The 13,895-nt window shown below is 45.4% G+C and carries 13 protein-coding genes and 2 pseudogenes; 9 read left to right on the top strand and 6 right to left on the bottom strand.

Annotation, left to right across the window (positions count from 1 at the left end):
• Window positions 1-3: 3 nt before the first annotated feature.
• The gene (locus KW548_17575) at window positions 4-930 is read right to left on the bottom strand and encodes a LysR family transcriptional regulator (protein QXX08924.1); all 927 of its coding nucleotides are present in this window, start codon (window positions 928-930) and stop codon (window positions 4-6) included.
• A 563-nt stretch (window positions 931-1,493) separates the two neighbouring features.
• Between KW548_17575 and KW548_17570 the strand changes: the two genes are divergently transcribed.
• Together KW548_17570 and tdh are read left to right on the top strand one after the other, a co-directional pair.
• Window positions 1,494-2,690, top strand: a complete 1,197-nt coding sequence (locus KW548_17570; protein ID QXX08923.1) for a glycine C-acetyltransferase — start codon at window positions 1,494-1,496, stop codon at window positions 2,688-2,690.
• Window positions 2,690-3,721: an L-threonine 3-dehydrogenase gene (tdh, locus tag KW548_17565; GenBank protein QXX08922.1), complete on the top strand. Its 1,032-nt coding sequence runs from the start codon at window positions 2,690-2,692 to the stop codon at window positions 3,719-3,721. Before KW548_17570 ends, tdh begins: the two co-directional genes overlap by 1 nt.
• A gap of 188 nt (window positions 3,722-3,909) precedes the next feature.
• Here tdh and KW548_17560 read toward each other — a convergent pair whose 3' ends face one another.
• Window positions 3,910-4,263 (bottom strand): class III bacteriocin, encoded by a 354-nt coding sequence (locus KW548_17560; GenBank protein QXX08921.1) that lies wholly within the window; start codon window positions 4,261-4,263, stop codon window positions 3,910-3,912.
• Window positions 4,264-4,608: 345 nt separating this feature from the next.
• Here KW548_17560 and KW548_17555 point away from each other — a divergent pair, with 345 nt between their 5' ends.
• The gene (locus tag KW548_17555; GenBank protein ID QXX08920.1) at window positions 4,609-5,331 is read left to right on the top strand and encodes a carbonic anhydrase family protein; all 723 of its coding nucleotides are present in this window, start codon (window positions 4,609-4,611) and stop codon (window positions 5,329-5,331) included.
• A gap of 154 nt (window positions 5,332-5,485) precedes the next feature.
• Here the strand turns inward: KW548_17555 and KW548_17550 are convergent, their stop codons facing one another.
• Complete coding sequence (locus tag KW548_17550) at window positions 5,486-5,932, bottom strand: exoribonuclease R (GenBank protein QXX08919.1); 447 nt, start codon at window positions 5,930-5,932, stop codon at window positions 5,486-5,488.
• Between the two features lie 580 nt (window positions 5,933-6,512).
• Here KW548_17550 and KW548_17545 point away from each other — a divergent pair.
• The 6 genes and pseudogenes from KW548_17545 to KW548_17520 all read left to right on the top strand — a co-directional run bounded on the left by KW548_17545 (window position 6,513) and on the right by KW548_17520 (window position 11,407).
• The gene (locus KW548_17545; protein ID QXX08918.1) at window positions 6,513-7,721 is read left to right on the top strand and encodes a NupC/NupG family nucleoside CNT transporter; all 1,209 of its coding nucleotides are present in this window, start codon (window positions 6,513-6,515) and stop codon (window positions 7,719-7,721) included.
• Window positions 7,722-7,810: 89 nt separating this feature from the next.
• Window positions 7,811-8,266, top strand: a complete 456-nt coding sequence (locus KW548_17540) for a DUF3429 domain-containing protein (GenBank protein QXX08917.1) — start codon at window positions 7,811-7,813, stop codon at window positions 8,264-8,266.
• 87 nt (window positions 8,267-8,353) lie between these two features.
• The gene (pepT, locus tag KW548_17535) at window positions 8,354-9,583 is read left to right on the top strand and encodes a peptidase T (GenBank protein ID QXX08916.1); all 1,230 of its coding nucleotides are present in this window, start codon (window positions 8,354-8,356) and stop codon (window positions 9,581-9,583) included.
• A 78-nt stretch (window positions 9,584-9,661) separates the two neighbouring features.
• Entirely contained in the window at window positions 9,662-10,129 is a 468-nt protein-coding gene (locus tag KW548_17530) for a DM13 domain-containing protein (GenBank protein ID QXX08915.1), read from the top strand.
• Between the two features lie 140 nt (window positions 10,130-10,269).
• Window positions 10,270-11,112 (top strand): annotated as a pseudogene (locus tag KW548_17525) (mechanosensitive ion channel family protein).
• Window positions 11,113-11,218: 106 nt separating this feature from the next.
• Window positions 11,219-11,407 (top strand): DUF1289 domain-containing protein, encoded by a 189-nt coding sequence (locus KW548_17520; protein ID QXX08914.1) that lies wholly within the window; start codon window positions 11,219-11,221, stop codon window positions 11,405-11,407.
• 33 nt (window positions 11,408-11,440) lie between these two features.
• Here the strand turns inward: KW548_17520 and arsB are convergent.
• The 3 genes and pseudogenes from arsB to KW548_17505 form a co-directional block, all read right to left on the bottom strand.
• Window positions 11,441-12,513: pseudogene (gene arsB, locus KW548_17515) on the bottom strand (ACR3 family arsenite efflux transporter).
• A gap of 87 nt (window positions 12,514-12,600) precedes the next feature.
• Window positions 12,601-12,942: a winged helix-turn-helix domain-containing protein gene (locus KW548_17510; protein QXX08913.1), complete on the bottom strand. Its 342-nt coding sequence runs from the start codon at window positions 12,940-12,942 to the stop codon at window positions 12,601-12,603.
• Window positions 12,943-13,181: 239 nt separating this feature from the next.
• Entirely contained in the window at window positions 13,182-13,883 is a 702-nt protein-coding gene (locus KW548_17505; GenBank protein ID QXX08912.1) for a response regulator, read from the bottom strand.
• Window positions 13,884-13,895 lie beyond the last annotated feature (12 nt).

Below are 13,895 nucleotides of genomic sequence, written 5' to 3'. Positions count from 1 at the left end.
TCGTTAATGGCTGGCGAGTTTATCGCCTAACACTTGGCTAATGTAATCGATAAAAACACGCAGACGAGCGGGCATGTATTTGGTTTGCGGGTACTGCATGGCGACGGCACCATGGTAATTACTTTTGATCGTCCAATCAGGAAGTACAGGTACAACCTGTTGTTTTTCGATGGCTTCGGCGATAACAAAATCATGAAAGATACCAATACCGAGCGCATTTTTCACACCAGTGAGACGCATCTGTGAATGATTGACTGCATAGCGGCCGGATACCGTCATCGAATGGAATTCGTCGTCTTTGAAAAAGTCCCAGATGTTGTCTCGCTCTGTTTCAGCCAAATACAGGCAGTCATGATGTTGTAAATCGGTAGGGTGGGATGGCATCCCACGTTGGTCGATGTAATCTGGGCTTGCACACAAGACCAAGTTAGTTTTTCCGATCTCTTTAAGCACCAAATTTTCATCGGGTCTATCGGTGAGTTTGAAGGCGACATCGATCCCGTCTCTGAGTAGATCGATCTCGCCATCAGCCACACGCAACTTGAGCTGAATGTCTGGGTATTGTTTTAAAAAAGGCACCACAAAAGGCTGCAAAACAGAGTTGAGAAAGGCCTCTGGCGCTGCAATGGTAAGAGAGCCTGTGGCTTGTTTGTGATCAGTGGTGGATAGCTCCCAAGCTTGTTGAGCGGCGTTGACCATCACTATCGCTCGGTCATAAACCTGCTGCCCAGTAGGCGTGATGACGAGTTTTCGAGTCGTGCGTTCAAACAGCTTGGCGGACAAGGCTGACTCAAGCCGTGTGATCAATTTGCTCAGGGCCGAAGGCGTTACATCGAGCTTTTTAGCTGCGGCTGTAAAGCTGCCTTCATCAACGATCAAAATGAAGGATGCAAGATCTGGGAGCAAAGCGATAAGTTTTGAATTAACCAAATTGAAACCGTGATGTGTCTTTAAATTGAGAATTAAATCGGTTGTTAATGAATTGTTGAGTCGATAAGGTGGCTAAATAGTAAACAGCAGAGGTACTCAAAATGCAAGAACCAGGCTTTCTTCTTGACTTGGGCTCAATGATGCAAGATATCTTGCTGGCTGCGCTCGCTGTCGTATTGCTCACCATTGTCTCCTTAGTGTTAGAAAAGTAACACGCACACCCTTGTATGTCACCAAAACAGGCGTATAGGTTAAACTAACCGACGCCTATTTTGTATTTCTCTCCTGTCGTCATTTCATTTTTACTACCAACCGCACCCTAGACAAACTTCGCCAATGCACCGATGAATAGGGAATATGTCATCACACAACGCATAGTTCGTGATATCTATCATAAAAATTGTTTATTTGTGCCTGTGATTCACTAATGTTTTTCCACCTAGTGGGATAATGAAAATGGCGTGCTTGAATTACACTTAGGGCAACCTTTACGCCTTCGAATTTGCAAGCGAAGGCGATGAATAAGCTATCTGCTTAACATAATAACTAGCAAGGAATTTGAAATGTCTTCTGCATTCTACCAACAGATCAAACAACAGATTGAAGAAGTAAAGGCTGAAGGCCTTTACAAGTCAGAGCGCGTCATCACTTCTCAACAGCAAGCGGCTGTAAAAATCTCTACAGGCGAAGAAGTGCTTAACTTCTGTGCAAACAACTACCTTGGCCTAGCTAACCACCCTGAACTAATTGAAGCGGGTAAAGCGGGCATGGATAAGCACGGCTTTGGTATGGCGTCTGTTCGTTTCATTTGTGGTACTCAAGATATTCACAAAGAATTGGAGCAAAAGCTTTCTACTTTCCTTGGTAAAGAAGACACAATCCTGTACACCTCTTGTTTTGACGCTAACGCTGGTTTGTTCGAAACGATTCTGGGCAAAGAAGACGCGATCATTTCTGATGCCCTTAACCACGCTTCAATCATCGATGGTGTTCGTTTGTGTAAAGCAATGCGCTTCCGTTACTCAAACAACAACATGGAAGAGCTTGAGCAGCAGCTTATCGCGGCTAAAGAAGCGGGTGCTCGTAACATCCTTATCGTGACAGACGGCGTATTCTCAATGGACGGTGTAGTCGCTAACCTGCCAGCCATCTGTGACCTTGCTGATAAGTACGGCGCACTGACAATGGTGGATGACTCTCACGCTGTAGGTTTCATGGGTAAAACAGGCGCAGGTACGCACGAGTACCACGATGTGGTTGAGCGTATCGACATCATCACAGGCACGCTGGGCAAAGCTATGGGCGGCGCATCAGGCGGCTACACGTCAGGTAAAGCAGAAGTGATTGACTGGTTACGTCAGCGTTCTCGTCCATATCTGTTCTCAAACTCGGTAGCACCCGCCATCGTTAATGCTTCAATCCGAGTTCTTGATCTTCTAGAGCAAAGTGGTGACCTACGTGACCGTCTATGGGAAAACGCAGCCCATTTCCGCACTCGTATGGAAGCCGCGGGTTTCACTATGGGTGGCGCTGACCACGCGATCATTCCAATCATGCTTGGCGATGCGAAAGTGGCGGCTGAGTTTGCAGAACGCGCACTAGAAAAAGGTATTTACGTGATTGGCTTCTCTTTCCCAGTCGTACCGAAAGGTCAAGCACGTATTCGTACACAAATGTCTGCGGCACACTCGCGCGAGCAACTTGATCGCGCCATCGATGCCTTCATCGAAGTGGGTCGTGACATGGAGATCATTAAGTAATGAAAATTAAAGCGCTATCTAAGCTAAAGCCTGAAGAAGGCATCTGGATGACTGAGGTTGAAAAACCGAAAGTTGGCCACAACGACATTCTGATCAAAATTAAGAAAACCGCGATTTGCGGTACAGATGTTCATATCTACAACTGGGACGAGTGGTCTCAGAACACGATTCCTGTTCCTATGGTCGTTGGTCATGAATACGTGGGTGAAGTGGTGGCTATTGGCCAAGAAGTTCGCGGATTCGAAATCGGTGACCGTGTCTCTGGCGAAGGCCACATCACTTGTGGTCATTGTCGTAACTGTCGTGGCGGCCGCACTCACCTATGTCGTAATACTATTGGTGTCGGTGTAAACCGTGAAGGGGCATTCGCTGAATACCTAGTGATTCCAGCGTTCAATGCATTTAAAATCCCTGAAGGCATCTCAGACGATCTCGCATCAATCTTTGACCCGTTCGGCAATGCTGTACACACGGCATTATCTTTCGATCTAGTGGGTGAAGATGTGCTGATCACAGGTGCTGGCCCAATCGGTATCATGGCTGCAGCAGTGGCTAAGCACGTCGGTGCTCGTCACGTGGTGATTACAGATGTGAACGAATACCGTCTTGAGCTTGCACGTAAAATGGGTGTGACCCGTGCAGTTAACGTTGCGGAACAGAAGCTTGAAGACGTAATGGAAGAGCTGGGAATGACGGAAGGCTTTGATGTGGGCCTTGAAATGTCGGGTGTTCAGGCGGCATTCAGCACCATGCTTAAGACAATGAACCACGGCGGCCGAATTGCACTGCTAGGTATTCCGCCATCAGACATGGGCATCGACTGGAACCAAGTGATCTTCAAAGGTCTGGTGATTAAAGGTATCTACGGCCGTGAGATGTTCGAAACTTGGTACAAGATGGCATCGCTGATTCAGTCGGGCTTAGACTTGACGCCAATCATTACTCACCACTTTAAGGTTGATGACTTCCAGAAAGGCTTTGATGCGATGCGTAGCGGCCAATCAGGTAAAGTGATTCTCGACTGGGAATAATCGAAGCGAGATGCTGAATAATCAAAGGCGACAGGGAAACTGTCGCCTTTTTTGTTATTTGAGCCGTCGATATGCATTGTAGGTTGGCCACTTTCTAGAAAAGAGAGTCTTTGGTCATGTGTCATTCCTGTTTTGTACATTCTACTGAAATGCACCGATTTCTATACACTAGCTTCAATATTGGGAATCTAGTAATTCTCACAGTTTTGAAGTATTGCCTTGGAGCTATAAAGATCTACCTCCACCCCGCCAGCCTTAGACCATGAGTAAATATTTCTGGTTTCGTCGAAAAACCCAAACCATTCAATTACATAATCTCTTTCATTTAATTTATCAATTCTAAACATAGGCATTGTCTTACTTATATTGTCCCAGTTAATATTTACGCCAGCAATGCCTACACTGTCAGTATCTTCGAAAAAAAAATTGCTCCCACCATGGTCCCCGGCAACCCCTTTGGCAATCACGTATATTTGGTTAGTGTTAACCTCAACTCTAACTAGTGACTCTCCAATATAAGTAACAGAGAAAAAAATTAACATTTGCGGCGTTATCTATATCACAAGTCGCACTTAATTTTATTTCCTTAGCAGAAGTGTGCGCTGTAAAAGAAAAAAATAGCAATAATAAAAAAAACTTATTCATAATAAAAACCTATCGATATCACCAATTTTAATTTTCAAATCACTGATTCCAGCCTGCTCTTCTTTTAAGAATTTATCAAACATCGCCAGCCTCTAATGAAATTGACAAAAAAGTAACTTTCACTTTTTTGTATCCGGTTCCAAAATTCGCAGGTAATCAAAGTTTTCCTACTACTCATGGATTTGGTCATCGACTTATGATGGTGGCCGATCTTCCGTTGGTGACGATAATAAGGAAATAACATGAAAAACACATTGATTGCCGCAAGTTTGATGATTGCGATGGCGGGAACGGTTCAGGCCGCTGAATGGGGATACAAAGGTGATAAGGGACCTGAACATTGGGGAGACGTTGCCAAAGAGTGTGCGACTGGCAAAAACCAAAGCCCGATTGATATCAAGGATGTGGTCGACGCGGAGCTGATGCCACTCAACATTGAGTATCAGGGCATGGTTACTGGGCTGACGAATAACGGGCATACACTTCAAGCGGTTGTTGAGGGGAATAACGCCGTGACAGTAGATGGAGTTGAGTTTAATCTGGCGCAGTTCCACTTCCATACTCCTTCAGAAAACCACATTCGTGGTCAACACTTTCCCTTGGAAGCGCACTTTGTTAATGCGGATAAAGATGGCAACCTAGCGGTTGTTGCTGTGATGTATAACGCAGCACCAGGGGAAAATAACCAGATCACACAGTTGACGGCGACCATGCCTGAACCCGGTCAAACTGTGAGGCTACAAACGCCGTTTGCAGTAAAAGATATGTTGCCTGCAACGGGGGAGTACTACCGCTTTAATGGTTCTCTGACGACGCCACCTTGCTCTGAAGGCGTACGCTGGTTTGTGCTTAAATCTGCGCAAACTTTAACCACAGAACAGGCAAAACAAATGCAGATGGTAATGGGTAACAACAACCGCCCCATTCAGAAACAGAATGCCCGTGTCGTTCTCACTAACGATTAAATAACAAGGCCGGGGTATCCCGGCCTTTTCAGCGGTTGTGGAATAACACTGACTGGGCCTAGTCTGGCTTTTGCTTCCCTTTCACACTCAGTATCCTAATGGCGATTCTCGCAATGTTGTGAGGTTGGGTTATCGCAGCTCTACCGAGTTCGAATTAGCGACTTTGGTTAATGGCCGCGTATTGACGCAGTAAGTCGGTTAAAGTTGTGACCCACTCTAATGCGTTGGTTGGGGCTTGTTTAAGCAGTACTTCCACATGCTGACAATGGACTTCAAGTGGTATTGCCTGTTCAAGGTGAAACGATACCGAATAGAAATGCCAAAGCAATAAGCGTTGCATGCGTAGCGTGTTTTGCTGTTGATTGTCTGATTCGCTAAAAAGGGCTGGCAGTTCACTCAGAGCGATAGCACTCATCCTCAACATGGCATCAAACTGCGCCTCTTGCAGTTTGTCTTCGGATTCCGTCTCATCGGCATCGAACGTAAACAACTCAGTCATCGATTCATCTGCGATCAGGCGGTGGATCATTCGCAGACTGAGTTCTTCGAGCTCTTCTCTTGGGGTAGCTTGCAGGGATGAGAGGGTGTAATCGCGTTGCATGGTGATCTCTGGCATCGGTTAAAGAGGCGCTTATTCTATACCGCTAGTGGTATAAATCTAGTTCAAAATAACAGAGTACTTATTGTGCGCTGCGACGCCAGACCTTTTTGTCCTGCCGATAAACAAAATAGCCCCACCAAAGGTGGGGCAGTGTATTGTTGTGTTTGCGTTGTTAGCTGCTGACGTTGTTAGAGAATCTGTTTTTGTCACTAGTACGTTAGTTGACACATTTATAAACCTAGATGGCAAATAATAAGTTGCCAAACTTTTTCAGTCCTTGAATGGGGTGAAGGGTCCAAAAGTGTGATCTTTGTCTATGGTTTTATAGCAATTAAGTGCATATTTTGTGTTTTTCTACTCCGATTTCATCTGCTCAATTGAGTTCGTTGCCGATTAAGCTGTTTATTGAGTGAACACTTGAACGTTTGCGTTAAAATATGTGATGAATATCTCACTGCGTGCGTTATACTCTCCGCCCGGTTAAGAGTACTGCTCTGCCAATACAAGCCGTCACATGGAATGGTGAATGACCCCACGGACCGGACCAGCTATTTACCAATGCTTGTAGAGGTTATCTTTAATGAATGTCCTATTCGGATTAATCGGTGTTGCGGCACTGTTATTGTGTGCTGTGTTGCTGTCAGAGAGTCGCAAAGCGATCAACTGGAAAACAGTCTCTCGCGCCTTGTTACTTCAAGTCGGTTTTGCCGCTCTGGTCCTGTACTTCCCTTGGGGACAAACCGCACTCACCAGTTTAAGTAATGGTGTTTCTAGCCTGTTAGGTTTTGCTGATGAAGGTATCGGATTCCTGTTTGGTGATTTAGCCAATACTGGGTTTATCTTTGCGGTTCGTGTTCTGCCTATCATCATTTTCTTTAGTGCGCTAATTTCTGCACTTTATTACCTTGGCATTATGCAAAAGGTGATTGAGTTTATCGGTGGTGGTATCCAAAAGTTCCTCGGGACGAGTAAAGCCGAGTCTCTGGTTGCTACCGGTAATATTTTCCTATCTCAAGGTGAGTCCCCACTTCTTGTTCGACCTTTCCTTTCGCGCATGACTCGCTCTGAATTGTTTGCTGTGATGGCGGGGGGCATGGCCTCTGTGGCTGGCAGTGTACTGGGTGGTTATGCTGGATTAGGCGTTGAGCTGAAGTACTTAATTGCCGCGAGCTTTATGGCTGCGCCGGGCAGTTTGATGATGGCTAAGATCATTGTGCCTGAGCGTGAAACGCCCATTGATCAATCAGATATTGCAATGGATAAAGCGCAAGACAGTAATGTGATTGATGCTTTAGCAAGTGGTGCAATGAACGGCATGAAGGTTGCCGTTGCTGTCGGTACCATGTTGATTGCATTCGTCAGCGTGATTGCCATGGTCAACACGGGTCTGGAAAGTTTGGGCGACGTGGCGGGCTTTAGCGGATTGACGCTGCAAACGCTGTTCGGCTACCTGTTCTCTCCTTTGGCATGGGTGATTGGTGTGCCGGCCAATGAAATGCTGATGGCGGGCTCTTACATTGGCCAGAAAATTGTTATGAATGAGTTTGTGGCTTTCATCGATTTTGTCGAGCACAAAGCCCTGCTTTCTGAACATACCCAAGTGATCGTCACATTTGCACTGTGTGGCTTTGCAAACATAGGTTCGATTGCTATTCAGCTTGGCTCTATCGGTGTGATTGCGCCAGAGCGCCGCTCAGAAGTGGCTAATCTTGGTATCAAAGCTGTGCTTGCTGGTACGTTGGCGAATCTTATGAGTGCTTGTTTGGCGGGTATTTTCATCCTGCTTTAATGCTGCCTTAAGTCGATAATTAAAAGCCCGAATAGCAAACTATTCGGGCTTTTTCGTCGTAATAAACAAAAATACTTAAGGATGCGTTTATGAGCAACGGAAGATCGTCAATGTCAATCATGTTTAAACTGGGTTATTTGGGGCTAGTGCCTTTCGCGCTGAGCCTCATCGGTATTGTCACAGGTGCGAGCCTCTTCGGGCTTACAGGCGAAGAAATGTTTATTTCGTACAGTGTGGTGATCTTGAGTTTTTTGTCGGGAGTCCTGTGGGGCAATGGCATCGATCACTCGGTAGATAAAATCAGCCGTAATGCACTTTTACTCAGTAACTTGTTTGCTGTGATGACATGGGGTGTCTTGCTACTTTCACGCCAGAACGTCGCTTTAGCGCTTGTCTTGTTGGGCATTGGTTATTTTCTGGTTTGGTTTTCAGAGCGAGCAGTCAGAATAGCGGAAAAAGAGCGCAAACCCGTAGGATACAAGATCCTCAGAGCAAGGCTGACCACCAGTGTCATCGTTATGCACTGTATTGCTCTCATCGCTTAAAAACTGATTTACAGCAAAACCTCTTTGTTTATAAGGCGTAGGATGAACGCCAGTATGCTAACAATCATAATACAAAGAGATACCGCTATGAATGAACTGGTTCAACGTTTTCTGCGCTACGTGACCTTTAACACGCAGTCTAACCCTTCCAACCCCGCCTGCCCAAGTAGTGAAGGGCAGCTCATTTTTGCCCAATTCCTCCAACAAGAATTGTTGGAACTTGGTTTGAGTGAGGTTTTACTTGATGATAACGGCTATCTGATGGCGAAGCTGCCCAGCAATGTTGACTACGATGTGCCAGCCATTGGCTTTGTCGCTCATATGGACACCGCGCCTGATGCGTCAGGAAAAAATGTCAAACCTCAGATTGTTGAAGATTATCAGGGTGGCGATATCGCCTTGGGTAAAGGTGATGAAGTGCTGTCGCCAATTCAATACCCTGAGCTGCGTAGGCTATTGGGGCACAACCTGATCACCTCTGATGGCACCACACTTCTCGGTGCGGATAACAAAGCCGGCATTGCAGAAATTATTTCCGCTGTTGCTGAGTTGAAAGCGAATCCAGACATTCCCCACGGCGATATCTGCATCGGTTTTACACCAGATGAAGAAATTGGTCGTGGTGCGGACCGGTTTGATGTGGAGAAGTTTGGAGCACAATGGGCCTATACCATTGATGGAGGTCCAGTGGGTGAACTGGAGTACGAAAACTTTAATGCAGCCAGTGCTGATGTGATTTGCTACGGAGTCAACGTTCACCCAGGAAGCGCAAAAAATAAAATGGTGAATGCCATGAACATTGCCGCCCAGTTCCAATTGATGATGCCCGCTGATGAAACGCCTGAATCGACCGAAGGATATCAAGGCTTCTATCATTTGAAGTCTGCAGAAATGGCAGTGGCACGCTGTGAGCTAGGTTATATCATTCGTGATTTTGAGCGTGACGGGCTAGAGCAACGCAAAGCCTTGATGCAGAGTAAAGTGAAGGAGCTTAACTCGACATTAAGCAAAGGACGTGTAGAGCTGAAATTATCAGACAGCTATTTCAACATGAAACAAATGGTCGAGCCTCATCCGCATATTATTGAACTCGCCAAGCAAGCGATGATTGCTTGTGATGTCGAGCCTAAAATTAAACCCATTCGTGGTGGCACCGATGGTGCTAGGTTGTCCTTTATGGGTTTACCTTGTCCGAATATCTTCACAGGAGGCTATAATTTTCATGGTATTCATGAATTTATTAGCATTGAAGGTATGGAGCAGGCTGTACAGGTTATTGTGAGCTTGTGTGAGAAAACAGCACTTCACTACCGATAAAATTTCGATATGTCCCTGTTATCTCATTGATTATCGTGTACATTGACTATGTATGCTTGATAAACAGAGGTTTCGGGGATGAAAAGGATTTTTTTACTGTTTACACACCTTATATGTGGGGCAGTCGGTTTTGCTGTCGGTATTTATGCCTTACCTATTCTTATCCAGCCAGATTCTCCCTCAATGAGCTCAGTGGAGGCTGTGACCAACAAGGCGGTTTACACTGCAACCTTCCAGCGCGACCGGAAAGACAGTGATTTTCTTCATTGGGGAGAGGGCTCTGTTTCTATTAGTCATGACCAAATTGCTTTTGTCGGTGAGCTTGCCCCTGGTCCGGACTATAAACTTTACCTATCACCTCAGTTTATTGAAACTGAAGCCAACTTCAATCAGAAAAAGCATACCATGGTGAGAGTGGGAGAGGTGAAGACGTTTGATCGTTTTGCCCTTAGCTTGCCAAAAGACGTTGATGTGGCCCAATACAATACCGTGATTGTTTGGTGTGAAACCTTTGGTGAGTTTATTACGTCTGCGCGTTTCAAATAGCTTGTCAACGCTACCCAGGCTGCATTAATAGAAATCTAAACTAGATTATTATCAATAATTATGGGAATTTAATCTCATTCAAAACGGAATTCTTATAGGGGCTTTGGCCCCTTTCTCTATAATAACAATAGGAGCCGAGAATGGAGAAAGTACAAGCAGTAATCGATTTTCTTCTGACTCAAAAATTTATTTTTACCGCGCTAATTATCCTTCTGATAGCGATAATTCGCCGTATTGTTTTATCCAAAATTCGAGGTGACGTTGCGTTTGTGTCTGAAGAGCAGCGTAACTGGATGTCGCGCACTAAGAATGGTGCATTCGTCATTACCGTTGTGCTGCTTTTCATGCTGTGGAAATCGGAAGTTAATGAATTTGCTCTTTCGGTCACTGCGATTGCCGTTGCTATTGTTGTGGCATCGAAAGAGATTATTCTTTGTTTCACAGGCTCTATCCAGAGAGCGAGCTCACGGTCATTTCGCATTGGCGACTGGATCGAGGTTGGCAAGATTTGTGGCGAGGTGATTGAGCACAATATGATGGCCACCGTGATTCAAGAAATAGATCTTCATCATGGTCAGTACCATTACACAGGGAAAACGGCGACATTACCAAACAGTATGTTTTTCACCTACCCAGTGAAAAACCTCAATTTTATGAAGCGCTACGTCTATCATAACTTTTCAATTATCGTTGGTGAGTTTGTCAACCTATTCCCTTTGGTTCCATTAATGATCGAAAAGATTGAGGGGCATTGCCACTATTTTAGTGATGTTGCCACTCGATACAACACAATGATCGAAAAGCATGCGGGGGTCGATTTGCCCGGTGCAGAACCTCATATCCATATTTCCAGTAGCTCGACAGGCGAGCAGGTCGTGCATTTTATGATTTTCTGCCCGACTGATAAAGCGACGCACTTGGAACAGGAAATCAGGAAAGATTTTATGGAGCTGTACGAACAACACTTCCAGTGTGATAAAGAAGCAAAAAGAGAGCTGAGGCTCTCTTTTTTGTTGCTACCATCAGCAAATCTCCATTCCATTCGACAGCGGGATCTTCAAGCACTAGCTTTAAAGTAACCAGGTGAAGATGAAAACAGAAACCATGGATGAACAGGTGCCAATTCCTTGTGTAAGAAATTGCTGTCTCGATGATGATGATATCTGTGTTGGGTGTTTTCGTACGCTCGATGAGATATTGCAGTGGCGCTCCTGTACGGATGAGGAAAAGCAGGCCATATTGATACGCTGTGAGCAACGCAAAAAGGAAAGGGAGTAATAGTACCCGCCATGTCTGGCGGGCGAGAAGTAGCTAGGTGTGTTGTGCGCTTAGTTTGTATTTCTGTTTCATTCGTAGAGCGATATTAACTAAAAGAATCAGCACAGGCACCTCAATTAATGGGCCAATCACACCAGCAAAAGCTTGGTCTGAATTAAGACCAAATACCGCGATCGATACTGCAATCGCCAGCTCAAAGTTGTTGCCTGTCGCGGTGAAGGCAATCGAGGCATTTTTATCATATTCGATGCCCATTTTCTTACCAATAAAGAAACTAACAAAGAACATCACAATAAAATAGATGGCCAGTGGAATAGCGACACGCACCACATCCATTGGTAGCTCCAGAATCATCTCCCCTTTAAGCTAAACATCAGCACAATCGTCGCGAGCAGGGCAATCAAGGTGATAGGCGAGATACGAGGAATAAACACTTGGTTGTACCATTGTTCGCCTTTAGCCGCGACTAACCACTTACGGCTTAAAAAACCGGCTAGAAATGGAATGCCAAGGTAAATCATTACGCTTTGTGCAATATCCAGCATGGAAATATCCACTTCGAAACCCTGATAGCCAAATACCGGCGGAAGCACAGAGATAAACAGCCAAGCCATGAAGCTATAGGTCACGATCTGGAAAGCGCTGTTGAGTGCAACCAGAGCGGCACCATATTCTTTGTTACCACCACCAATATCATTCCAGACTAAAACCATGGCAATACAACGCGCTAAACCAATCAAAATGATGCCAACCATATAGCCAGGGTGATCAGCCAGAAACGTCAGTGCCAGAATGAACATTAGAACAGGTCCAACAACCCAGTTCATTACCAATGACAGCGTAATGGCCTTTTTATCCTGACGTACTTTGCCCAAGAGACTGTAATTTACTTTTGCCAAGGGTGGATACATCATCAGTATCAAGCCGATAGCTAAGGGAACATTGGTACTGCCAACAGACATGGCTTGATTCCACTCTGCAACCTGAGGCAATAGAGCTCCTATGGCGACCCCAACGGCCATGGCAACAAAGATCCACACGGTAAGGTAGCGGTCGAGGAAGCTCATGTTGTTTGCGGCATTGTTTACTGCAGTTTCAGTTTTCATTGTGTCTCTCTCTTTCGTTTATCGTCGAAAGGCGATTGATGAAGATGTAAAAATCTGAGTAGTAGCGTGACATACTCAGATGTCAGTTCAGTTAAAGATGGTATTAAATGCGTGGCTAAATTCGGATATGGCTTCCCGGTTAACCTTGTAACAAACCTTAGGTGGGTTGGGTTCCGCGATGATGAACTCAGCCTGCTTTAGGATACGCAAGTGCTCAGAGACTGTTGATTGAGCGAGACCTAACTGGGACACCAAATCACTGTTCAGACAGCCGCCAAGGTTATCCAATGTCACCAAAATCTTAAGGATCCTGACTCGGGCTGGGTGTGAAAGTGCTTTTGCCTTCAAAGCAAAGGCCGTTTCTACTGCGATTTCAGCGTCTGTCGTCGAGAATGCTTGCTGGTTTGCAAGGTTGCATTGGTTTGCCATGAGGTGTCTATTGATAGTTAATCGTCGAATTACGATTAACTATACGCTTGCCACGTTCAACCCGCAACCCAAAAGTGTTGTGAAGAGAAAAATAAAGAGAGTCAATCGGAATAACCGATGTGAGGGGGGCCTTATCGGCTGGCGCAAGCAAAACAAGTGTTACGCAGCTTGTTTTGCTGCGTCGCCATGAAGAAAGCGAATAGCAGCAAGAGCTGGCATAATAAACGAAGCCTGAGCTATCAGGCTTCTTGTGCTTGGTCTTCTTCAAAGTGCACTCGGATCGGATGATCGTCAATGATTGACTGGAGCTCTCTTAGCCTTTTCACTAAACGGTTATCGAGAAGCGTTCCGGCTTTTAACAAGCAGCCACCATTGTTGGCAAAAATATCACCGACCAGAGTCATACCCGCTTGGAGATCATACAAACTCTGTACCGTGGTAAATTTGCCTATCTCTGAGGATGGTTTGTTAGGTGTGTCTGATTCGTTATCACTGTTGATTTCAGTGTCGATATCACTGTATAAATGCTGCTGGTATAATTCGGTGTGGCCAGTGACGGCTTGCTCTATCTGCTCTCGCGCGTCTTTTACTGTGATGGGCTTGGGGAGAAACGCGTCAATCTCAAAGCGCATACAGGTGGAGATAGTTTCTGTGTCTGACAAGGCTGTAACCGCGATGATACTGGTTTCAGGTGTCGCTTTGGTTTGTCCCATGCGCACGGACTTAATCAGCTCTAGACCGTTAATATGTGGCATATTGATGTCTGTAATGATCAGGTCAATATGGTTATGTTCGATTTTTTCTATGGCACTGCGGCCGTCCGGTGCACTAAGAATGTTTTCATAGCCACTTTTGAACAACATGCCGATCAATGCCTTGCGGGATAAGTTGTTGTCCTCTACAACCAGAATCGTAAATTTGCTGAGTTCAAATGTTGACATAGAGTGCTCCTT

The sequence above is a fragment of the Vibrio neptunius genome, assembly GCA_019339365.1.
Lineage (GTDB): Bacteria > Pseudomonadota > Gammaproteobacteria > Enterobacterales > Vibrionaceae > Vibrio > Vibrio neptunius.
The sequence above is the reverse complement of the archived record's forward strand: the minus strand, read 5'-3'. Positions and strand labels throughout refer to the sequence as shown.